This is a genomic window from Chitinophaga sp. MM2321 (assembly GCF_964033635.1).
Classification (GTDB): Bacteria; Bacteroidota; Bacteroidia; order Chitinophagales; family Chitinophagaceae; genus Chitinophaga.
Genome location: NZ_OZ035533.1, coordinates 865000 through 887252, shown reverse-complemented (window position 1 = coordinate 887252; position 22253 = coordinate 865000). Strand labels below are relative to the sequence as shown.

The 22253-nt window shown below is 45.4% G+C and carries 19 protein-coding genes, 1 tRNA gene and 2 riboswitches; of the genes, 6 read left to right on the top strand and 14 right to left on the bottom strand.

Annotated features, from left to right (window positions below; genetic code table 11):
• Positions 1-22: 22 nt before the first annotated feature.
• The 4 genes from ABQ275_RS03310 to ABQ275_RS03295 all read right to left on the bottom strand — a co-directional run bounded on the left by ABQ275_RS03310 (position 23) and on the right by ABQ275_RS03295 (position 4687).
• A complete protein-coding gene (locus ABQ275_RS03310) occupies positions 23-1162 on the bottom strand; it encodes an efflux RND transporter periplasmic adaptor subunit (protein WP_349316845.1) in 1140 nt (379 codons plus the stop codon).
• 18 nt (positions 1163-1180) lie between these two features.
• The gene (locus tag ABQ275_RS03305) at positions 1181-2515 is read right to left on the bottom strand and encodes a TolC family protein (protein WP_349316844.1); all 1335 of its coding nucleotides are present in this window, start codon (positions 2513-2515) and stop codon (positions 1181-1183) included.
• 405 nt (positions 2516-2920) lie between these two features.
• Entirely contained in the window at positions 2921-3820 is a 900-nt protein-coding gene (lipA, locus tag ABQ275_RS03300; protein ID WP_349316843.1) for a lipoyl synthase, read from the bottom strand.
• 36 nt (positions 3821-3856) lie between these two features.
• Positions 3857-4687: a hypothetical protein gene (locus ABQ275_RS03295; RefSeq protein WP_349316842.1), complete on the bottom strand. Its 831-nt coding sequence runs from the start codon at positions 4685-4687 to the stop codon at positions 3857-3859.
• Positions 4688-4871: 184 nt separating this feature from the next.
• Here ABQ275_RS03295 and ABQ275_RS03290 point away from each other — a divergent pair, with 184 nt between their 5' ends.
• Positions 4872-5279, top strand: coding sequence for an OsmC family protein (locus tag ABQ275_RS03290; RefSeq protein WP_349316841.1), 408 nt, complete (start codon positions 4872-4874; stop codon positions 5277-5279).
• Between the two features lie 128 nt (positions 5280-5407).
• Here the strand turns inward: ABQ275_RS03290 and ABQ275_RS03285 are convergent, their stop codons facing one another.
• Entirely contained in the window at positions 5408-6697 is a 1290-nt protein-coding gene (locus tag ABQ275_RS03285; RefSeq protein WP_349316840.1) for a DUF2851 family protein, read from the bottom strand.
• Positions 6698-6828: 131 nt separating this feature from the next.
• A riboswitch (SAM riboswitch) is annotated at positions 6829-6947 on the top strand.
• A 180-nt stretch (positions 6948-7127) separates the two neighbouring features.
• Between ABQ275_RS03285 and ABQ275_RS03280 the strand changes: the two genes are divergently transcribed.
• Together ABQ275_RS03280 and ABQ275_RS03275 are read left to right on the top strand one after the other, a co-directional pair.
• On the top strand, positions 7128-8306 hold the full coding sequence (locus tag ABQ275_RS03280) for a PLP-dependent aspartate aminotransferase family protein (RefSeq protein ID WP_349316839.1): 1179 nt from the start codon (positions 7128-7130) through the stop codon (positions 8304-8306).
• Positions 8307-8376: 70 nt separating this feature from the next.
• Positions 8377-9564 (top strand): homoserine dehydrogenase, encoded by a 1188-nt coding sequence (locus ABQ275_RS03275; RefSeq protein ID WP_349316838.1) that lies wholly within the window; start codon positions 8377-8379, stop codon positions 9562-9564.
• Between the two features lie 90 nt (positions 9565-9654).
• Here the strand turns inward: ABQ275_RS03275 and ABQ275_RS03270 are convergent, their stop codons facing one another.
• Genes ABQ275_RS03270 through ABQ275_RS03255 form a run of 4 tightly spaced genes read right to left on the bottom strand, consistent with a single transcriptional unit; the run spans position 9655 to position 12499 of the window.
• Complete coding sequence (locus ABQ275_RS03270) at positions 9655-10233, bottom strand: Maf family protein (RefSeq protein WP_349316837.1); 579 nt, start codon at positions 10231-10233, stop codon at positions 9655-9657.
• Complete coding sequence (locus tag ABQ275_RS03265; protein ID WP_349316836.1) at positions 10234-11175, bottom strand: geranylgeranylglycerol-phosphate geranylgeranyltransferase; 942 nt, start codon at positions 11173-11175, stop codon at positions 10234-10236.
• Between the two features lie 16 nt (positions 11176-11191).
• The gene (locus tag ABQ275_RS03260) at positions 11192-11713 is read right to left on the bottom strand and encodes a 3-deoxy-D-manno-octulosonate 8-phosphate phosphatase (protein ID WP_349316835.1); all 522 of its coding nucleotides are present in this window, start codon (positions 11711-11713) and stop codon (positions 11192-11194) included.
• Positions 11714-11734: 21 nt separating this feature from the next.
• Complete coding sequence (locus tag ABQ275_RS03255) at positions 11735-12499, bottom strand: DUF2520 domain-containing protein (protein ID WP_349316834.1); 765 nt, start codon at positions 12497-12499, stop codon at positions 11735-11737.
• A 303-nt stretch (positions 12500-12802) separates the two neighbouring features.
• Here ABQ275_RS03255 and topA point away from each other — a divergent pair, with 303 nt between their 5' ends.
• Positions 12803-15160, top strand: coding sequence for a type I DNA topoisomerase (gene topA / locus ABQ275_RS03250; RefSeq protein ID WP_349316833.1), 2358 nt, complete (start codon positions 12803-12805; stop codon positions 15158-15160).
• Positions 15161-15212: 52 nt separating this feature from the next.
• Entirely contained in the window at positions 15213-16085 is an 873-nt protein-coding gene (locus ABQ275_RS03245; protein WP_349316832.1) for a transglutaminase-like domain-containing protein, read from the top strand.
• A 193-nt stretch (positions 16086-16278) separates the two neighbouring features.
• On the opposite strand, the gene ABQ275_RS03240 is transcribed toward ABQ275_RS03245, so the two are convergent.
• From ABQ275_RS03240 to ssb, 5 genes are all read right to left on the bottom strand, one after another.
• Positions 16279-16554 carry a hypothetical protein gene (locus ABQ275_RS03240; RefSeq protein WP_349316831.1) on the bottom strand — a complete coding sequence of 92 codons (276 nt, stop codon included), beginning with the start codon at positions 16552-16554 and terminating at the stop codon, positions 16279-16281.
• Between the two features lie 18 nt (positions 16555-16572).
• Entirely contained in the window at positions 16573-17886 is a 1314-nt protein-coding gene (gene der, locus ABQ275_RS03235) for a ribosome biogenesis GTPase Der (protein WP_349316830.1), read from the bottom strand.
• A 137-nt stretch (positions 17887-18023) separates the two neighbouring features.
• The gene (gene era, locus ABQ275_RS03230) at positions 18024-18893 is read right to left on the bottom strand and encodes a GTPase Era (protein WP_349316829.1); all 870 of its coding nucleotides are present in this window, start codon (positions 18891-18893) and stop codon (positions 18024-18026) included.
• A gap of 114 nt (positions 18894-19007) precedes the next feature.
• Positions 19008-19079, bottom strand: a tRNA-Met gene (locus tag ABQ275_RS03225).
• 111 nt (positions 19080-19190) lie between these two features.
• The gene (ssb, locus tag ABQ275_RS03220; protein WP_349316828.1) at positions 19191-19601 is read right to left on the bottom strand and encodes a single-stranded DNA-binding protein; all 411 of its coding nucleotides are present in this window, start codon (positions 19599-19601) and stop codon (positions 19191-19193) included.
• A gap of 144 nt (positions 19602-19745) precedes the next feature.
• Positions 19746-19840: riboswitch (TPP riboswitch) on the top strand.
• Between the two features lie 11 nt (positions 19841-19851).
• Here ssb and ABQ275_RS03215 point away from each other — a divergent pair.
• Entirely contained in the window at positions 19852-22227 is a 2376-nt protein-coding gene (locus ABQ275_RS03215) for a TonB-dependent receptor (RefSeq protein WP_349316827.1), read from the top strand.
• Positions 22228-22253: the final 26 nt, after the last annotated feature.

Here is a 22253-nt window from a genome sequence, read left to right as displayed (position 1 = left end):
CTGCTGTTGATTCTACTAATAACTATTTCTTCACTGGTTCGCCCTGTTGAGCTGCCGGTATACCGATCTGTATCCTGCCGCCATCGCGCAAACGCTGGAAGCCTTCTGTAATGATCTTATCACCTGCCTGGATGCCATCCATGATCACAACCCTGTCTCTGAGCTTAGGGCCCAGATGTACTTTCTGTTGGGCGGCAATGCTATCTTTTGCCACAAATACAAAGTATTCACCCATCTGCTCTGTAATGGCTTTGTAAGGAATGATCAGCCTGTCGCCGGACTGACTGTTCAATACGTTCAGTACACAACTCATCCCGTCTTTCAGTTTGTCGTCAGGATTATTAAATTCAATCCTCACCCTGATCGTACCGGTCTGGTTATCCACACCACGGTCAATGGCCAGGATCTTGCCGGCGTGAACATATTCGCTGCCATCTGAAGTTTGCAAACGGAAAGTGGTATCATTTACAGCACCGCCTTTACTTTGTATATCAGCGAAGCGGGAAATATCCGATTCATTTATCACGAAATCCACGGCGATAGGATTTTCACTGGAAATGGTATTCAGCAGCGTAGTACCCGGCGTCACCTGAGAGCCCAGTCTTACCTGTGAAATACCAATGCGGCCGGTAAACGGCGCTTTGATAAGGGAGTAGTCCAGGTCGGTGCGAACAGCGGCCAGGTTGGCTTCTGCAGCGGCGAGCTGGCTACGGTTAGTTTCCAGTGCAGCTTCTGCATTGTCCAGGATCTGCCGTGCTATCGCATCCTGTTCTGCCAGGCGTTTGTAACGCTCGTCATCTTTCTTTGCCTTGTTATAATTAGCACGGGCGCTGGCGATGTTTGCTTCTGCCTGGTGGAAGGCCGCTTCATATTTGCGGCGGTCTATTTCATACAGGGGCTTGCCCTTCTGTACAACTTCTCCTTCTTTAAAGAAGATTCCCGTGATAAAACCGGAAACCTGAGAGCGCAGCTCTACATGGTTCAGGGCTACCACAGTGGCGGGATATCTGTCATAATAAACGGCCGGTGCCACGGATGCCTCCGTAATATTTACCGGTGTAGGGGGCATAACGGGCGCTCCTTTCTGGGCAGGGCCATTGCAGGCGGAAAAGCCAAGTACGCCGGCTGCGCTGATTAAGACAATGTGGTTCATTTTTTTCATATCCGATCCGGTTACCATTTAATAATTAGCTGTTAAGGTTCCTAATGCTTTCTGCAGGTCTATCTTGCTGGATAATACCTGGTACATAGCATTGTAATAGCTCAGTTGCGCGGTGCGCAATTCCGTTTCTGAGATTAATACTTCCAGGTATGTTTTGATACCTTCCTTATACTGTAGTTGCAACATGTTGTATACATCCATGGCCATCTCCACATTATCTTTCAATGTCGTATAGTCATTCAGGTTACTTCTGTAAGTAGCCATTGCCTGCGTATACTGTGTATTGATCTCGCTTCTCAAAGTGGCAAAATCCCACTGCGTACGTTGCAGCTGTAGTTCTGCCATCTTGATATTATGCACCCTTTTACCACCCTGGAAAATAGGCAGTGATAATTTCAGTCCTAACAGGGAGTTAGGATAATTAATGCTGTATAATTTGGAGAAGTTTTCATTCTGATAAGCAAAAGCATAGTTCACAAATGCTGATACCGTAGGCAGATAACTCCACTTATTGTATTTCAGATTTGCCTGTAGCAGGCTTTGCTGGGTTTCCAGTAACTGGTATTCGATCCTGTCCTTGTAATTGGCTACCAGGGCAGTGTCTTCTCCGGTTATCTGTGTGGCCATCTGTGCAGTATCATAGGCCAGCGGCACATCGCCGGCATTGGCAGGATACCCCATCAACTGTTGCAGATAGGCCTGCTTGGCGGTGAGCAGCTCACGTGCAGACTTCTGCTGTGCGCGTGCATTATTGAGCGAAATAGTGGCCCGCTTATAATCCGTTTTATCTACCACCCCACCCTGATACTGGTTGTACGCATCTTTCAGGCTGCGTTCCAGGCGGATAATATCTTCGTCCAGCACCTGGATCTGTTGGGAGGTGAGCAGGATATCGTAATACGCTTTGCTGACATCTGCTACCACATCAATCTGGGTACGTACGGTACTTTGCTGGCTCTGTTTTCGTACATCCCTGGCCGTATTGGTAGCCAGTAAAAGATCCCGCGTAAAGATGTTCTGATTCAGGCCGAACTGCGCTGTAGAAGTATTGGCTACCCCCACCTTGGTAGGATTGCCACCAAAAATAGAAGTAGGCAACTCCATGTAGTGCTGGAGATTATAGTCCAGGTTGATCTGTGGATACCAATCTGCCAGCTTGCTTTTCACGGTTCTATCCGTGATGGCTTCATCAATACGCGACTGCCGTAATACCGGCTGATGTGATAACGCGTACCTGATACAATCCTGTAGCGTAGCGTTGGTTAAAAGGGAATCTGTAGATTGCTGTGCATATATATGTGGAGATAAAAATATTCCACACGTCACAGCTAACAGGTAAAATGCTCTTTTCATAAAAGGCTTTTGACATTCAGTTCATCATTGTACCAATCAAAAGAAAAATGCTGGCATAAGCGAGGCTATAACCTCCTTTATGGTTGGCATCTATCTTCATTATATGCTTTAAATACCATCTATAGACAGTAAAAATGTTCCCGCGTACCCATGTTAAGCCCGCATTCTTTATTGCAGTAACAGGACAGGTTAAGGTCATTGTTTGATCAAAGTGAGGTTGGCTCCTGTAAGCTAATCTTACAGGTGGGTTTCCGCATTTGTATCAAACAATATAACAGTGAAGTAGGTAGTTATAACAGCATGCTGTTACTTAGGTAAAATATTTTGAGGCGCTAAGATAAGCTTCTGAAAACAAAAATCCATCCTGAGGATGGATTTTAACAATTACATGAAATTGAGTTCCGGTCATCCCTTATTACGACCGCTGACAATATGTTTTTCTGCATGATAAGAAGATCTTACTAACGGGCCAGATTCTACATAATCTAATCCCATATTGTATCCTATCTCGCGTAACTCGGCAAATTCATCCGGGTGAACGAAGCGTACCACCGGCAGGTGTTTGGGTGTAGGTTGCAGATATTGCCCTAATGTAACCACATCACAACCGTTATCATACAGATCCTGCATTGCCTGGATCACTTCTTCCTTTGTTTCGCCAAGGCCCAGCATGATACCGCTCTTGGTACGCATGCCACCTGCCTTTAAGCGGCGGATTACTTCCAGGCTGCGGTGATATTTGGCCTGGATCCTTACCTGCTTGGTTAAACGTTCTACTGTTTCCAGGTTGTGAGAAACGATTTCCGGCGCCACGTCAATAATACGTTGCAGGTTTTCCCACTGTCCGCGAAAATCGGGGATCAGGGTTTCCATTGTCGTTTGAGGGTTTAATGCCCTTACTGCATTGATGGTATTGGCCCAGATAATGGAACCGCCATCTTTCAGCTCGTCCCTGTCTACAGAAGTTATAACGGCGTGTTTCACCTTCATCAGGTAGATCGCCTCTGCCACACGTTGTGGTTCATCATGATCCACGGCTTCCGGACGGCCGGTAGCTACGGCACAAAATCCGCAACTACGGGTACAGATATTTCCCAGGATCATAAAGGTAGCCGTGCCGGCTCCCCAGCATTCGCCCATATTAGGACAGTTGCCACTCTCACAGATCGTATGTAATTTATGGGTATCTACCAGGTTTCTCACCTGTTTATAATTCTCGCCTATGGGTAATTTAACGCGCAGCCAGTCTGGCTTTTTTACTCTTGTTGTCGCCGGTTCGGCGGCTATAACGGGTAGTTCTTGCATCGCTGATTCCTTTCTTTAAAAAAGCAAAGTTAACACTTATCTCCTATTCCATCGCTTACCGAATTGTAAGGCAACATATGCATTAAAAAAGAACTGTTTATTTTCTGTGGTAGCCATGATCGGCACTTTTTTGCTGTACATTTCCGCATTCACCCCTATTTCCAGGGCACTTACCACCTCATTGAAATGTGCCCAGTCGAACCGCATCCCTAATTTGGCATGTAAGCCCGGAACCACGCTCAACTCGCTCCAGCCCTTTCCGAAGCCTGCACCACCGGTAATTTTGGAGAATTCCAGGAAATTTCCCGGATTATTGGGATCATATTTTATTTCTTCCACCTGGTCGCCGGCCTGGTTCTTTACATTCAGGTAGTAAGGCTTCAACAGGCCCAGAGACACGCCACCATAATAGATCGCGCTTACTTCCACCCCGTTCTTGTTCCCTTTACCACCAATCAGGTAACGTTGACCAGCACCCAGCTTCGCCTGGTAAAAATTATTTTGTTTACCGAAGATAAAAGGCCGGTCGGTACTATAAAAACCGCCACCAGCACCCTGGCGCTTATCTTCTTTGGGGTCTTTCTTCTCCGCAAATTCAAACTGGAAATAATTAACAGCCTTCCTGCTCTTACGGTAACCCATTTCCAGGAAACCGGACCAGCCATCGGTATTCAAACGGCCGCCTATCGAAAAGTCACGCTGGAACACATTTTCCCCCTCCTCCTGTTCACGGAAGATCGCTATCTTCTTCAGCTTACGCTGCTCTTTTTCATCTTTCTTAGACTGTTCCGTTTGCCTGCTGGTGGTTTGCGCTTGCAAACTACCCGTGATCGTTGCTAAAAACAGGATTAAGTATATTTTTTTCACAGTGATGGGCTATTATTATAATAAATAAACGCTTGAATAAAGGTATTGTTATGTTAATATTACAAACGTACCTAATTTTTTTTAGTTTGATAAGGCTCTTACCCTGCCTTTTAACTTGTTCTAAAAATACACTTATTTTACAGTTTGATTACCAACCATACAAAGGACTTTAAAACTATACATCATGCAAACAGCGGAAATTATCTACACCGGCGAATTACGGACTACAGCAACCCACCTGCGATCAGCCACCGTCATTGAAACAGATGCACCGGTAGATAACAATGGAAAAGGTGAAAGATTCTCTCCTACTGACCTGGTAGCCACGGCCCTCGGCTCGTGTATGCTTACCATCATGGGCATCAAGGCAAGAGATAACAACTGGGCCATCGAAGGCACCAAAGTGAGTATTCAGAAAATAATGGGTACAGAACCACGTCGCATTACCGGCGTAACCATCGTATTTGATTTTCCCGGTACCCATAACCTGGGAGAAAAAGAAAAAACCGTCCTCGAAAGAGCAGCACTCACCTGCCCCGTCGCCAAAAGCGTACACCCGGACCTTGTACAGGATGTAACCTTCAATTGGTAAGGCACTATTTAAGAATTTTTTGATTTACGAATTTAGGGATTTGAAATGCAGCGGAGATATGTGCGTATACGGTTATCTCCGCTGCATTTCAAATCCCTAAATTCGTAAATCAAAAAATTCCTAAATTCCTACATCTTTTCCCCGCCCAATATCTTCATGCCTATTGCGCATTTCAGACATCTCTTTTCATCGCAGTAATATTGCTTCAATTGCAGGAGTGCCTGCGATTCCATGGCGTTTTCCTGTGTAACGCCCAGCTTTTCCCAGGCATTGGTAATCTTGTTTTTTTCGGCGGGTAGCTGCTGGAGGAAATGCAGGGCTTTCTCCTGGTAATAGCGGGTGTTTTTTTGTTGTCCATAGAGGTAGAGAAGCGGTAGCACCGTATTGATTAAAACGGCATGCACGGCCTGTTTGCCGGGGCGGTGGGTGGCAGTTACCGGTTGCCCGAAACGGTAATGCTCCTGCCAGTACGCTGATGGCCGTACGAAAAACAACCGTTCCAGTTCTCCAAGTTCTCTTGCCTCCAGGATGCGGGAAAACAAATGCGATGTTTGCTGCATCAGGGTGGCAAAGGCGGCCAGCCGCAGGGTAGGAAAAGATGCAGGCCGCATCCGCAGCCAGTTCCAGTGGTGCGGCGCTATTGGCTGGAGCTGATATTTATGCCGCAGGTGCAGGTACTCCCGCTGTAACTGCAACGGGTATACGTCGATGAAGTCCGCTTCCAGCATTCCCGCCTGACCAAAAAGCAGGGCTTCCGTTAGCAGCGGCTGGTGCTTATGCCGCATGAGGATATTATAGGGCAGCGATTGCGCCATTTGCAGGAACGGCAACGCATTTACCGGCATGCCATAGCTCTGTGCTACTGCCCAGTAGCACGCTTCTTCCCAGTTATATTTATTGCATAACAGCCAGGCACGTAGTCCGTTCATCTTGTTTTCCCAGCGTTCGGCCAGCAGCCGCTCTTTCCAGCTGAGCCAGATGAGCCGGGAGATATCGCCGGCACTATCCGCACAAGGCACAAAGGAAGCCGACTGCCGCAGCCATTCATAGCGTTGTAGCAACAGCTTGGGGATATACTGCTGTAATTCAAGACAGGGCGCATCTCCCGCCTCACGCTGGGGCAGGTCATGTACAAATACCACGTGCAGGATGATCCGCCCGTATTGTTTATTGTGCTGATGCCCATGCCGGAACCAGTCGGATGTGCTAAGATGCAGTTCTACGGCGCCTGCCCATACAGTATTGCCGATCCTGATCTTTGCCCCCGTAAAATCGGGGCCGCTGTGGTGATTCTGCCATCCGGGGTAGATGATCTGTAAAGGCTCACCCGTAGTAGTTACCAGGTTATCCTGCTTAAAAATACGGCACGCCCATATATGCTGAAAAAGCTCTTCGGAGAGCGGGGGGTTAACATGCATAAAGATATGGTTGATTATTAAAATACTATTAGCTAAAGATAATAAAACATCACCTCCGGTAAAAAAATTTCTGCTCCTGATTTGGAAAATTGATCAAACTGCCTTTACCTTTGCACCCAGTTCTTATACATCACTTATCCAGAAAGGCGGAGGGACTTGGCCCTGCGATGCCTTAGCAACCTTTCCTGATTTAATTATCAGGAAAAAGGTGCTAATTCCTGCCCCGGTGCAAGTCGGGGAAAGATAAGTTGGCAGAGATAATTCTTCACCAATATAATATTGAAAAGAGCTCTTCCAACAAACGGAAGAGCTTTTTTATGCCCGCTCCCGCCCACTTCCTGGATTTGTCGTTGTTTAAGTAGATTTTTAATGATACCGTTGCAGGGTAATACCTGTACAAACAGACATCGTTAAAAAATAATTTAATAAGATGAAAACAGCTACACAACTGATTCATAGTATTCCGATAGATGAGTTGACAGGCGCTATTTCAGTGCCCATCTACCAAACATCTACCTTTGTACAGGAATCGCCGGGCATCAATAAGGGTTTTGAATTTTCGCGGGCTAACAATCCCACGCGGAAAGTGTTGGAAGAACTGATCTGCAACCTGGAAGAAGGCTACGCAGGTTTCGCCTTCGCCAGCGGGATGTCTGCTATTGACGCTGTACTGAAGCTGTTGAAAACCGGCGATGAAGTAATGGCCGTAGAAGATACTTACGGTGGCATCTTCCAGATCTTCAACCACATGTTTGAACGTTTTGGGATCAAAGTAAACTTCGTGGACACCAGCAACCTCGATAAAGTACTGGCTGCCATCACGCCCAATACCCGGATTATCTGGCTGGAATCCCCTACCAATCCAACATTGCGCATCTCTGATATCAAGTCTATCAGTAAAATTGCCAAACAACATAATATCCTGCTGGCAGTAGATAATACTTTCAGTACCCCTTTATTGCAGCAACCACTCACTTTGGGCGCCGACATGGTTATCCACAGTGCTTCCAAATACCTGGCCGGTCACTGCGACGTGATTGCCGGACTGGTAGTGGTCAATTCCAAGTCGCTCGCTGATCAGATCCGCTATAACCAGAATATTTCCGGTAGTATCCTCAGTCCGTTCGACGCCTGGCTCACGATCCGTGGTATAGAAACCCTGGCGCTCCGGCTGGAAAAGCAATGCAGCAATGCCAGCGCCGTAGCCAACTGGCTGGCCGCGCATCCTGCGGTGGATAAAGTATTTTATCCGGGTCTTGTTACCCATAAAAACCATCACATTGCGCGCAAACAGCAAAAAAGTTATGGCGCCCTCGTGAGCTTCTCCTTAAAAAGCGATAATATCAAAAATGCGATCCGCATCGTGAACGCTACCAAGCTGTTTAAACTGGCGGAAAGTTTTGGCGGTGTGAAAAGTATGCTGGCTCATCCGGCTACCATGACACATCGAACGATACCGGAAGCATTCCGGAAAAAAACAGGTTTGCAGGATTCCTGCATCCGTTTATCAGTAGGCATAGAAGATGCCGAAGACCTGATCAACGACCTGAAACAAGCACTGGATAAATTAAACCATCCGGCGGGTAAACAAATCACTGTTTTACAATAAGCTGCCTTACTAACGCTGCCGGCTACACGCTGTCAGTATCGTATCAGCAGCCTCAAGTTTGAAAAAAAGTATGGAAAACAAGATCATCAATTTAGGTATTTTTGGATTCGGTGTCGTAGGACAAGGACTGTATGAAGTTTTGAACAGAACAAAAGGTATTAATGCACGCATCAAAAAGATCTGTATTAAAGACCCTAACAAATCAAGACCTATTGACAGCAGCTACTTCACTACCGATAAAAATGAAATCCTGGAAGATCCTACCATAGACGTAGTAGTAGAGCTGATAAATGATACGGAAGCCGCCTTTGAAATTGTGAGCACTGCGCTCCGCAATGGCAAAGCAGTAGTAAGCGCCAGCAAACGCATGATTGCTGAAAACCTGCCCGCTCTCTTCCAGTTACAAACAGAAAATAAAGTGCCCTTCCTGTACGAAGCCTCCAGCTGCGCCAGTATTCCCATCATCCGCAACCTGGAAGAATATTACGACAACGACCTGCTCAATGCAGTGGAAGGCATCTGCAACGGATCTACCAACTACATTCTTACCAAAATATTTGAAGAAAACCAGAGCTTTGAAACGGCCCTGCAAAAAGCGCAGGAACTGGGCTTCGCAGAAACCGATCCTACACTGGACATAGAAGGATACGATCCTAAATACAAACTCGTCATCCTCCTCCTCCACGCTTTCGGCACCTTCGTGAAACCGGAAGAAGTGTATAACTTCGGTATCCACCACCTCAACGACTTTGATATCCAGTTTGCCAAACAAAGAAACTGTACGGTGAAACTGATTGCCCAATGCCGCCGGCAGAACGGCAACGTGTTTGCATACGTGCTACCTCATCTCATCAAAGAACATAACCTCCTCTATGATGTGTATAATGAGTACAATGGCATCCTGCTGGAAAGTGCATTCACCGACAAACAATTCTTTGTAGGTAAAGGCGCCGGTGGTACTGCAACCGGCAGCGCCGTACTGTCTGATATCTCCGCCCTGTTGTACAACTACCGCTACGAGTATAAAAAAATCAAACAGAATAATCAGCCCACTTTCACCAACGATGTAAAACTGAAAGTATACCTGCGTTATAAAACACCCGACCAGGTAGATCTCTCGGTGTTTTTCAATATTTCAGAGAAGTATGAATCAACCGCCTGGCGCTACGTGGTAGGCACCATCAACCTCCAACAACTAAGAGAAGTGAACTGGCTGAAAAATAAAGACGTGAATCTGTTGGTAATGGACCAGGATTAGAATGAAATTCCAGGATTTCCAGGATGGGTGTTTTGTTGTTTGAAAATATATATAATATCAAACAACAAAACACCCATCCTGGAAATCCTGTTAATCCGAAAAGTCCTGGTCAAGTTTTTGCACCACTACACTAACCGGTAGTCCCATTACATTATAGAAGCAGCCGTTGATGCTGTCTATTCCTACTGCACCGATCCATTCCTGGATGGCATAAGCGCCGGCTTTATCATAGGGTTTGTAATTATCTACATAATAACTGATCTGCTCCGGTGTGAGGGGTTTGAAATGGACGGCTGTTGTTTTTGAGAAAGTAATTTCTTTGCCGTTGCGTTGCATGACTACACCGGTAATAACACGATGTTCGCGGCCACTCAATGCAGACAGTATCCTGATGGCGTCTTCCCGGTCCTGCGGTTTGCCGATGATCGTATTGTCCAATACAACTACGGTATCTGCTGCAATAACGATATCGTTTGGCGCACATTGTGCTATTACTGCTGCTGCCTTTTGCAGGGCTATGTAAACGGGGATTTCATCGATCGCCATGTCCGGCGGAAATGTTTCTGCTGTTGCTACTACTTTAACCTGGAAAGGGATACCAGCCTGCTCCAACAGCTGCTTTCTGCGCGGCGATTGGGAAGCCAGTATAACAGGTGCTCCTTTATACATCTACAAAAAAAGTTTAAAAAATACCATGGATAAAATGCCGGTCAGCATCACACATTTCACAATGGTGCTTATCTTATGATAATGCGCCGGAAGGTGTGCTTTCTTCAGCAGGAAATAAGCGTATAGGCATGGCAGTTGTACCAGTAACAGCAGGTAGCCGATGGCCGGATACCAGCCCAGGATCCATACGCGGATCTCTACCAGTAGGATAATGACCTGTAGTACCAGTAAAAGAACGTTACACAAACGTTTTGCCGGCAACACACCCCATACGATAGGAATCGTGCGGCAACCGTCTTTACTATCGCCGATAATATCTTCCAGGTCTTTTACAATTTCGCGTATCATGGAAATCAGGAAGGCGAAGAGTGCATATACACCAATAATCTGGATCAGTTTTCTGCCTACGGGAGACATGATCGCTTCAAAGCTGGCATAGATCTGCTTCTCGTAAAAGCCCACTACTACCACAGACAACGCCGTTAAAAACGATATGACCACATTTCCGATCAGCACCTGTCTTTTAAAAGAAGTGGAATAAAACCACAACAACAGGGAACAAAGGACCTGCGTAAACCCGAGATAGATCTGCCCGGTTTTCCATGCCACAATAAAACCGATAGAAACACCGGTCATATTTAAGATGGTGTGCCAGGCCATCGCCCAGCGGCGGCTGATGATTTTATCCACCACCATTTTATCAGGCTTATTCACGATATCGATATTGATATCAAAATAGTCATTGATAATATAGCCGGCAGCTGCTACCAACATGGTAGACAGGCTCAATAATATAAATTGTGCGATAGACAGCGAAGGCTCTTCTCCCGAATTACGCAATACAGGTTCTACTACACAATACTGTAGCAGGAACTGGGTAAGGGCAATATAAAGGAGATTGGGATACCTGATGAGTTTAAAAAATGCGCCCCAGAGCTTCATAGTTGTTGATTGTTTATTATTTCGATGCAATACCTTCGTCCATCAACCAATGGCCATTCAGTTTTAATACTTTTTCCATCACCTCCCGTACACAGCCATGGCCGCCGGGTACCGGTGAAATATACCTGCAAATTCCTTTTATCTCTGCTGCTGCGTCAGCCGGGCAAACCGGTAATGCTACCAGCTGCATCGGCTGGTAATCGGGAATATCATCTCCCATATACAAAATTTCATCCCAGCTCAGGTCATGCTCAAACACATAATCCTGGAGCTTCTCCTTCTTATCATGTACGCCGGTAAATATGTCCCGGATACCCAGGCCCTGCAATCTGCTGACCACACTCTCAGATTTTCCGCCGGAGATAATCACCACCCGGTATCCTTTTTTAACGGCGAGCTGCAAAGCGTAGCCATCTTTGATGTTCATCCTGCGCGACATTTCGCCGCCTGGCAGCAATTGTAACGTGCCATCCGTCAATACCCCATCCACATCCAGTATAAAAGTGGTGATGGGTTTAAATAAAGCCAAAATATTCATAGACGCCAAAATTAGGCATAATTATCTCTGGTGGAACTGATTAATCGAATCCGACATCACCTGGTATACCAGTTGTAAATGTTTTTCATCTGCCAGCAGGTCCCGGTGCAGGCTCATAGTAGTTTCATCCTGGCGGATGGCAGGACCTGTCTGCACCATTTCAGGCGGATATTTTTCCAGCCGGTCAAACGTCTCCTTTATAATAGGTTGCAACAGGGTAAAGTCCAGTTGCTGCTTTTCACAATATGCCTTTGCCTGTGCAATGAGGTGATTGGTAAAATTATTACACAACACTGCGGTGAGGTGATATTGCATCCGTTGTACGGAGTTGGTTATTTCAATGCGGGAGGAAATACTCTGGGCGAGGGCCTGTAAACGCTTAAGTACTTCATCATTAGCTGCTTCCAGCATAATGGGAATAACCGGGTATGTTTTTATTTCCTTACGAATGGATTGCAAGGGATATAACACCCCTGTATTAGTAGAGATGCCGGAAATGGCACTCAGGGGCACCGCACCGGCCGTATGGGCCACAATACGCCTGCCCAGGCGCAGCTGGTTGTTCAGTTCCGGGATAGCGTCGTCACTTACCGCCAGCAGGTATACATCTGCCTCCATATATATATCCCGCACATCGTCGGTAAATGGCGCATGCAACATTTCACCCAGTTCCTGTGCATGTTCCTTATTACGGCTCACCACCTGGCTGATCTGATGACCATGCAATTTCAAGAGGTGTCCAAAACAATGCGCAACATTGCCAGTGCCAACAATTACTATCTCCATTATTCTTAATTTTAAAAAATAAATACTTATCTCCCATTATCATCTCCCCACAAATCCGCTCCACATAAATCTTTCCCGCCCCCGGATCTCCTTATAACCCCGTCTCCGCCATCATCATGCGTAATTCTTTAAATATACGCAGTTTACCCGTGTGGACGTTTTTTTCATTACATTACAAGGTATTTTAACGTTTAAAGTTGCCTTATTTTTTATTTTGAAGGTACTTTTATATCATTGCATAAATCGTATTTGTATTTATTTTACGAAAATTTGCGTATTTAGCAGCACATTAAAGAAGCATACATGGCAAAAAATTTAGTTATAGTTGAGTCCCCGGCAAAGGCCAAGACCATTGAAAAAATTCTGGGCAAGGACTTTGAAGTCAAATCCTGCTTCGGTCACATCCGTGATCTGGAGAAGGACGACATGGGGATAGACATTACAAATAACTTCAAGCCTAAATATGTTATCCCGGAAGATAAAGAAAAGGTAGTAAAGGACCTGAAGAAGCTGGCAAAGGACACGGAAGAGGTTTGGCTGGCAACGGATGAGGACCGTGAGGGGGAAGCCATTTCCTGGCATTTGTGCGAGGTACTGGGCCTTGATCCGATCACAACCAAGCGGATTGTATTCCATGAAATTACCAAGCCTGCTATCGAAAAAGCGGTGCAACAACCACGCAAGCTGGATATGGACCGTGTAAATGCGCAGCAGGCACGCCGTATACTTGACAGGATCGTAGGTTTCGAATTATCGCCGGTGCTGTGGCGCAAGATGAGTATGCGTAACTCCTTGTCTGCCGGCCGTGTACAGTCCGTTGCCGTAAGATTGATAGTAGAGCGGGAAAGAGAGATCAACGGATTCACCTCTGTCAGCACCTTTAAAGTAGAAGCATATTTCACCGGTAAGGATATTAATGGTAAGAGCATCTCTTTTAAAGCAGATGGTCCCAATAAGTTTAAGACAGCAGAAGATGCGGAAAAGTTCCTCCAGCAATGTGTGGGTGCAGCTTATACCGTTAAAGATATACAGGTAAAGCCTGGTAAAAAATCGCCCGCAGCGCCTTTTACCACCTCTACCCTGCAACAGGAAGCCAGCCGCAAACTGGGTTACAGCGTTTCCAAAACGATGTTGCTCGCACAAAAGCTGTATGAAAGTGGTAATATCACCTATATGCGTACGGACTCCGTAAGCCTGTCTGATACCGCTATAGGAGAAATCGAAAAAGCGATCAAAACCAGCTTTGGCGACCGTTATCATCAGCATCGTAAATTCAAGAATAAAAATGAGTCCGCACAGGAAGCGCATGAGGCCATCCGTCCTACCTACATGGAAAACACCACAGTAGAAGACAGCGATACCCGCAAACTGTACGAACTGATCTGGAAGCGTACCATCGCCAGCCAGATGTCTGACGCCGAACTGGAAAAAACCACGGCGAAGATCGATATCTCTACCAACCACGAAGAGCTGAGTGCCAGTGGTGAAGTACTGAAATTCGATGGCTTCCTGAAAGTATACATGGAAAGCCATGATGATGAAGATGCTACAGAAGAAGATGAAGTACAGGAAGGTTCATTGCCTCCTTTGGCGGTGAAACAATCACTGGACCTGAAAGAAATGAAGGCTACAGAAAGATTCTCCCGCCCGGCGCCACGCTACACGGAAGCCAGCCTCGTAAAGAAACTGGAAGAACTGGGAATAGGCCGCCCGTCTACTTATGCACCTACTATTACCACTATACAGAAACGCGGTTATGTAGAGAAGAGAGATAAAGAAGGTATCAAAAGAGAATATCGGATCCTCTCCCTGAAAGATGATCAGCTCACCAAACAAACAGATACTGAAAATACCGGTGCAGAAAAATCCAAACTGTTTCCTACCGATCTGGGTATGATCGTAACAGATTTTCTCAGCCAGTATTTCACAACTGTAATGGACTACGGCTTTACCGCCAAAATAGAAGGAGAATTTGATGAAATTGCCAGCGGTAAAAAGGTATGGAATGTCATGCTCCAGGAATTTTACGGACCTTTCCACAAGGATGTGGAAAACACCCTGGAAAATGCCGAACGTGTAAAAGGAGAACGCCCGCTGGGAACAGACGAAGCCACCGGAAAGCCTATCGTAGCCCGCATGGGACGCTATGGCCCGATGATACAGATCGGTAAAGTGGAAGATGAGGAAAAGCCCCGCTTCGCAAAATTAAAACCGACGCAGAGCATTGAAACCATCACACTCGATGAAGCCATGGAATTATTCAAACTCCCCCGTAATCTCGGTATGTTTGAAGACTCAGAAGTAGTGGTAAATATCGGTCGCTTCGGTCCATATGCACAACATGATAAAAAGTTCTATTCCCTTAAAAAGGAAATGGACCCATACACCATAGAACTGGATGAAGTAGCGCCGCTGATCGTGGAAAAACGCACGGCTAAAGATGAACGCACCATCCAGATATTTGAAAAAGAAAAGATCCAGGTACTGAAAGGACCTTATGGCCCTTATATCAAACAAGGCCTGAAAAATTATAAGATACCAAAGGAGAAAATTGATAATGCAGCTACCTTAACAGTAGAGGAGGCGAAAGCTATTATTGAAGAAGCGAAAGCCAATCCACCTAAAAAGAAAGCAGCATCCAGGAAGAAGAAAGCGGAATAAAGGCGTGGTAGATCGAATTATTGAATGATTACCACATGATCATAAAAATGATATGCACGAAAACAAGGAAATAAACGCTTTGTTCCACCTGTTGGATGATCCGGATCAGGAAGTATTCGATACCGTTGCCAGTAAAATATTATTATATGGTAAGGATATTATCCCTAACCTGGAGAATTTGTGGGAGAATACAATAGACGAGTCGATACAGGAGCGGATTGAACTCCTCATACACCGGGTGCATTACCAGGATCTGCAGGCAGCATTACGTGTCTGGGGCCTGTCTGATATGCCGGATCTGCTGCAGGGAGCTATCCTCGCTGCCAGGTACCAGTTTCCTGACCTGATCCCCGGTCAGATCATGTCTGAAATAGAACGGATCAAACGCAATATCTGGCTTGAATTAAATAACTACCTGACACCACTGGAACAGATCAATGTGCTCAACAGCATGATCTATAACTACTTCGGGCTGAAAGGTGAGGAAGTATCCTACCAGCGCAAGAACCAGTTTTTCATTAACCAGGTAATAGAATCCAAAAAAGGTAATCCCGTTACCAACGGGATCATCTATCAGAGTCTTTGCGCCATGCTGGATCTGCCGGTATATGCCGTCAATATCCCCCGTCAGTTCATCCTGGCCTATTTTGATACTTTCATTGATTTTTCAGAACCGGTACAACCGGAAGACCAACGGATCCTGTTTTTTATTGACCCTATACAGGGACAAATCTATACACAACAGGATGTGGATACTTACCTGAAAAGAGTGTCCGTACCATCCGTACCGGCCTACTTCAAGCCGCAATCCAATAAACGTATCATACAATTCCTGCTGGAAGAGCTCTCCAAATGTTTCCGCGATGAAAAAAACGCCTATAAACAGGATGAGCTGATGAATTTGTCGTCTATTCTCGAAGAATAATTAAAATTTACGATTTTTTGATTTACGAATTTAGGGATTTGAAATGCAGCGGAGATCTGATTGATCATCTCCGCTGCATTTCAAATCCCTAAATTCGTAAATCAAAAAATCTCTAAATAATAAAAAGGCCGGCTGCAATGCAACCGGCCTTTTTTATTTCTTGCAAGAATGATATTATCGGAATAATAATCTCTTACTTAGCAGCAGCAGCTGAATCAACAGCAGGTGCAATAGCAGCAGAATCAACAACAGCATCAGCAGCTGGAGCTTCTACAGGAGGTGCAGCGTTCATAGTGTCTACAGTTGTAGCAGTAGAATCAGCAGCAGGAGTGCTACCACCGTTACAAGCTACGAAGAACATACCAGCTGCGATTGCGAATACAAATACTTTTTTCATTTTTATGTGTGTTTTAGTTTTTAAAACCGGCGCAAAGGTATTGAATATTTTTAGAATACAAAATCTATTCATTCCCTTTTTACCCAGTTACTATTTTTTACGGAAAAAGATCTTCAACGGTACGCCTTTGAAATCAAAGTTGGTACGTATCTGATTTTCCAGGTAATTGCGATAAGGTGTTTTCACATCTTCCGGCAGGTTGCAGAAGAAAGCGAAAGCAGGTGTGTGCGTAGGCAGTTGTGTTACGTATTTGATACGTATAGGCGTACCTCTTACTACCGGCGGATGGAAGGCTTCAATAGCTTTCAGCATCACGTCGTTCAGTTTGGAGGTCTGGATCTTACGCTGACGGTTATCAAATACTTCCAGTGCTACTTCTATCGCTTTGAAAATACGTTGTTTTTCCACCACGGAAGTAAAGACAATGGGCACATCGGAAAACGGCGCCAGACGGGTCTTCAGTTGCTTCTCATAATCCCTGGCCGTGTTGGTTCCTTTTTCTACCAGGTCCCATTTATTCACCAGCACCACTACCCCTTTTCCTTTGCGGACTGCGAGGCTGAAAATGCTGAGATCCTGTGCGGTAACACCTTTTTCAGCATCCAGCAACAACATGACCACATCAGCTTCATCCACTGCTTTGATGGCACGGATAACAGAGTAAAATTCCAGGTCTTCATTCACCTTATTTTTACGTCTGATACCAGCCGTATCAATCAGGATGAAGTCTTTCTGGAACATGTTATAACGCGTGTGAATGGTATCGCGGGTAGTACCTGCAATATCAGACACGATGTTACGATCGGCACCCACCAATGCATTCAGGAGAGATGATTTTCCTACGTTCGGCTGACCAATAATCGCGATTTTAGGAATATCATTATTCAGGGTGGCGTCTCCCATATCATCTGTGATATTGGTGACGATATCATCCAGCAATTCACCTGTACCGCTACCGGTCATGGAAGAGAGGAAAAATGTTTTATCGAAACCGAGACTGTAAAACTCATTGGCTTCCAGCTGACGCTGTGAGTTATCCACTTTATTTACTACCAGGTACACCGGTTTTGAGGTACGGCGCAGCAGGTTGGCTACATCCGCATCCAGGTCGGTGATACCGGTTGTTACATCACACATAAACACCAGCACATTGGCTTCGTCCATGGCAACTTTTGCCTGCTTGCGGATTTCCCGCTCAAATACATCATCGCTGTTTGATACAAATCCACCGGTATCAATCACGTTGAAAGTTTTGCCGTTCCAGTCAGCAATACCGTATTGACGATCACGCGTTACACCGCTCTGATCATCCACGATAGCCCTGCGTTGTTCCAGCAAACGATTGAACAACGTTGATTTGCCCACATTCGGGCGACCCACTATAGCTACTGTAAATCCAGCCATCTTAATTATTAATTTTTATTCCGTATTACCTAAAAATATTATTTAGGAATTTTTATATTTTGTTATTTGATTATTTCGTTTCGATGAAAATGCCTTTCAGCAACAAAATATCTAAATACCAAATGTCTAAATGTTTCTTAGTATCCGTATTCTTTCAGAAAGAGTTCATTATCGCGCCATTTGCCGCGTACCTTCACAAACAGTTCCAGGAACACTTTACGCTCAATAAATTTTTCTATATCCACCCGGGCCCTGGTACCTATTTCCCGGATCGATTTCCCTTTTTCTCCTAATATGATCCCCTTCTGGGTTTCACGGGTGACGATGATTTCTGCGGTGATCTTTGTCAGCGTATCTTTCTCCTGGAATTGTGTTACAATAACAGTGGTATGATACGGGATCTCTTCTTCAAATAAATCGAAAATCTTTTCACGGATCATCTCTGCTACAAAAAAGCGTGTAGACTTATCCGTTAGTGTATCATCGGGGTAAAAAGCATTGGCTTGAGGCAGCAGAGCTACTATTTCTGTCAGCAGGTCTTTGATACCTTTTTTCTGCATAGCAGATACCGGTACTACCGCTGTAGCTTTGCCCCAGGCTTTTGCACGTTCTACCAAAACAGCCATTTCCTCTTTCAGGATATTGTCCATTTTGTTGATGATGAGAATAGCAGGTACTTTCAGTCTCAGGGAGTCAAATAACTCCAGGTTTTCTTCCAGCGATTCTTTTGCATCCATGATCAGCAAGGCCACATCTGCATCTTCCAGTGCAGACTTTACCGCCCCCATCATTTTCTCGTGCAATTTATATTTCGGATCAATGATACCTGGCGTATCCGAAAATACGATCTGGTAAGCCGGATCCGTTAAAACGCCGGTGATACGATGGCGGGTGGTTTGCACTTTTGGGGATATAATAGCCAGCTTTTCGCCCATAATGGCGTTTAGCAATGTGCTCTTTCCCGCATTGGGCTTACCGAAGATATTTACAAAACCTGCTTTGTGCATGATACTTTACGACCTGGATATAGTTGCATTTCGCAACTCAAACTTACGGAAATAAAAAAAGCCGAATTTCTTCGGCTCTTTTCTTGTTTTTTTCAGCGTTGATACGCCCTTTTGTAGCGAGGAGCGGATTCGAACCACTGACCTTCGGGTTATGAGCCCGACGAGCTACCTCTGCTCTACCTCGCAATGAGGGTGCAAAGATAATATTATTTTGATACTGGCCAAAACTTTTTTGAAGAAAAAAGCAAAAAGCCAACCATAAAAGGTTGGCTTTCATATTGGAATGCACCAGTTTTTTTAGAAGGGAAGATCGTCTGCCGGCTGTTCTTCAACGGGCTCTGCCTCTGGAACAGCGGGCACATCTGTAGCGGATGTCCTGCGCTTTTCATCATCCTTACGACCGAGCAACTGCAATTGGGAAACCCGTAGTCTTACTGCTCCTGACAAGGCACCGGTGGCGTTGCTTACATAAGCTTCCACTTTCGGGGAACCTTCCACATATACCTGCACACCCTGATTTAAATAAGGCGCCAGGTTTTCCCGATCCCATAACGAGCAATCGACCCAGGTAGTCCGCTCCTGCAATACGCCAAGCGCATTTTTGAAACGCTCATTCACCGCAACCGGAAAATTGAAAACGACTACACCATTGACCTCTTTTTTTACTACATCCCGGCCAAGATGTCCGATTAACTGAAGCTTAATCATCTGAAATAAAGATTTAAAGTTAAAAATTTATGAAAGATGATTGAGAGAAGCGTAAATGGAAATTAAACAAAAAATCATCTACCGGAAAATAAATTATACCTTTACACCCGGTAATGTTTCACACAAAACATTTTTGTGCGAAACACCAATCACATGGGGTGCCTTACTTTCAGGCTGAGATCACACCCAAGGAACCTTGACCAGGTAATGCTGGTTAGGAATTGAGAAAACAGAAAACAGATATACTTACATGAAACAGTTAATGTTGTTAGTGCTGCTCGGCGTTGCCGGCACTTTACATGCACAATCCCTGGTTACCGGCACCATCACCAACAATGCAAACGGGAAACCATTGGAAGGCGTAACCGTAGCGATCAATCAAACCGGTACCCAAACCGATAATAAAGGCCATTACAGCATTCATCTGCCTAAAAAAGGCACCTATACTTTACAGGCCAGCTATCTCGGGTTCAAACCACATACAATTACCATCAATGCCAATAATACGACGCAGTTTGCAGACATCAGCCTGGAAGAAACCGGCCTGTTTGTAAAACCCGTAGAAATCAGCAGTCTCCGCGCAGGTAAAAATTCTCCTTTTGTAAATACTACTTTATCGAAAGAAGATATTAAGAAAGAAAACCTCGGGCAGGACCTGCCCATGCTGCTCAACCAGCAACCAGGCGTGGTAACCAACTCCGACGCCGGCACCGGCATCGGCTACACCGGCATGCGTGTTCGCGGCTCCGATATTACCCGTATCAATGTGACCGTAAATGGTATCCCCATTAATGATGCGGAATCACAAGGCACGTTCTTTGTCAACATGCCGGATTTTGCCTCTTCTGTCAGCAGCATAGAACTGCAACGCGGTGTAGGCACTTCCACCAACGGCGCGGGTGCTTTCGGTGCTACGCTGAACCTTAGCACCAACGAGTTCAATGAAAACGCATACGGCGAAATCAGCAACAGCTACGGTTCTTTCAACAGCTGGAAACACACCGTAAAAGCTGGTTCGGGCCTTATCAACGATCACTTCACCATCGATGCAAGGCTGTCGAAAATATCATCAGACGGTTATATCGATCGTGCTACTTCCGACCTGCGCTCTTTCTATACTTCTGCTGCTTACATCTCTAAAAAAACAGCGGTACGTCTCAATATTTTTTCCGGCAAAGAAAAAACTTACCAGGCATGGAACGGTGTACCCGCCGCACTCCTGGCTACCGACAGAACTTATAATTCCGCTGGTACAGATAAGCCGGGCACACCTTATGATAATGAAACGGATAACTACCAACAGGATCACTACCAGCTATTTCTCAACCAGGAAATTAACGCGGGACTGAACTTCAACGTAGCACTCCATATGACCCGCGGCCGCGGCTATTATGAAAACTATAAAGGCAACAGGTCTGTAGCGGATTACGGGTTGCCGGTAAAAGTAATCGATGGCGACTCGATCAAGAAAACGGATCTCGTGAACCAGGAATGGCTGGACAATTACTTCTATGGCAGCGTGTTTTCCCTGAACCGTACCGGTGAAAAATTTAACTGGAATCTTGGCGGTGGCTGGAACCGCTACGAAGGCGATCATTTCGGCAAGGTTATCTGGGCCAATACCGCCATCGATAAAGACGTTGAATACTATAGATACCCCGCTGAAAAAAATGATTTTAACATTTACTGGAAAGGAGAATACAAAATAACAACGGCGCTGCGTCTCTTTGCTGACCTGCAATACAGGAACATTGCGTATAACATGGATGGCTTCAAAGATGCGCCTACATATATGCCGCATGTAAACTATAATTTCTTTAATCCAAAAGCAGGCATCTATTATTATTTAAATCCTGTTAACCGGGTGTTTGCTTCTATTGCCATTGCACACAAAGAACCGAACCGTGTTGACTTTGAATCCAACTACGGTGTGACGCAGCCCAAACCGGAAATCTTGCGCGACCTGGAAGCAGGCTATGTATGGAACAACAGCATCGCCAACGTACAGGCCAACGTATATTACATGAACTATAAAAATCAGCTGGTACAAACCGGCGAACTTACAGATGTGGGTGCGTATGTACGCACCAATATTCCCAAAAGTTATCGCATGGGGGTGGAAGTAAGTGGCAATGTAAAACTGGGCAATATCTTCTCCATCGCTGCCAATGCTGCGCTGAGCCAGAATAAAGTACTGGACTACAACGCCATCAGTTACGACAGCGACGATGTGGCGCATACCGTTATCTATAAAAAAGCAAACATTTCCTACTCCCCTGCTTTCGTAGGTGGATATACGTTATCTGCCAGACCATTCCGTGGTTTTACTGCAGACCTCCTGGGTAAATATGTAAGCCGTCAGTATATGGACAATACTTCCACTAAGGAGGCCAGTCTGAATCCCTATTTCGTAAGTAACCTGCGCTTCAGCTACGTAGTACCGCAACCGTTATTCCGCGAGCTCAGCGTACAACTGCTGCTGAATAATATTTTCGATACAAAGTATGAGCCGAACGGTAGCACCTACAGCTATTACGATCTGACAGCAAACCGCGTTGCCTACGATACTTATTACTATCCGATGGCAGGGTTTAATGGATTTGTGGGGATAAATATTGGTTTTTAGGGAGATGATTAACGGGGATAAAAATA

Coding starts and splice junctions, on each gene's coding strand:
- ABQ275_RS03260 (WP_349316835.1), bottom strand. CDS start 11,713: ATGAATATTTTGGCTTTATTTAAACCCATCACCACTTTTATACTGGAT.
- lipA (WP_349316843.1), bottom strand. CDS start 3,820: ATGCAAGAACTACCCGTTATAGCCGCCGAACCGGCGACAACAAGAGTA.
- ABQ275_RS03270 (WP_349316837.1), bottom strand. CDS start 10,233: ATGTATAAAGGAGCACCTGTTATACTGGCTTCCCAATCGCCGCGCAGA.
- ABQ275_RS03265 (WP_349316836.1), bottom strand. CDS start 11,175: ATGAAGCTCTGGGGCGCATTTTTTAAACTCATCAGGTATCCCAATCTC.
- ABQ275_RS03290 (WP_349316841.1), top strand. CDS start 4,872: ATGCAAACAGCGGAAATTATCTACACCGGCGAATTACGGACTACAGCA.
- topA (WP_349316833.1), top strand. CDS start 12,803: ATGGCAAAAAATTTAGTTATAGTTGAGTCCCCGGCAAAGGCCAAGACC.
- ABQ275_RS03285 (WP_349316840.1), bottom strand. CDS start 6,697: ATGCATGTTAACCCCCCGCTCTCCGAAGAGCTTTTTCAGCATATATGG.
- ABQ275_RS03310 (WP_349316845.1), bottom strand. CDS start 1,162: ATGAAAAAAATGAACCACATTGTCTTAATCAGCGCAGCCGGCGTACTT.
- ABQ275_RS03240 (WP_349316831.1), bottom strand. CDS start 16,554: ATGAATAGATTTTGTATTCTAAAAATATTCAATACCTTTGCGCCGGTT.
- ABQ275_RS03280 (WP_349316839.1), top strand. CDS start 7,128: ATGAAAACAGCTACACAACTGATTCATAGTATTCCGATAGATGAGTTG.
- ABQ275_RS03275 (WP_349316838.1), top strand. CDS start 8,377: ATGGAAAACAAGATCATCAATTTAGGTATTTTTGGATTCGGTGTCGTA.
- era (WP_349316829.1), bottom strand. CDS start 18,893: ATGCACAAAGCAGGTTTTGTAAATATCTTCGGTAAGCCCAATGCGGGA.
- ABQ275_RS03255 (WP_349316834.1), bottom strand. CDS start 12,499: ATGGAGATAGTAATTGTTGGCACTGGCAATGTTGCGCATTGTTTTGGA.
- ABQ275_RS03215 (WP_349316827.1), top strand. CDS start 19,852: ATGAAACAGTTAATGTTGTTAGTGCTGCTCGGCGTTGCCGGCACTTTA.
- ssb (WP_349316828.1), bottom strand. CDS start 19,601: ATGATTAAGCTTCAGTTAATCGGACATCTTGGCCGGGATGTAGTAAAA.
- ABQ275_RS03245 (WP_349316832.1), top strand. CDS start 15,213: ATGCACGAAAACAAGGAAATAAACGCTTTGTTCCACCTGTTGGATGAT.
- der (WP_349316830.1), bottom strand. CDS start 17,886: ATGGCTGGATTTACAGTAGCTATAGTGGGTCGCCCGAATGTGGGCAAA.
- ABQ275_RS03305 (WP_349316844.1), bottom strand. CDS start 2,515: ATGAAAAGAGCATTTTACCTGTTAGCTGTGACGTGTGGAATATTTTTA.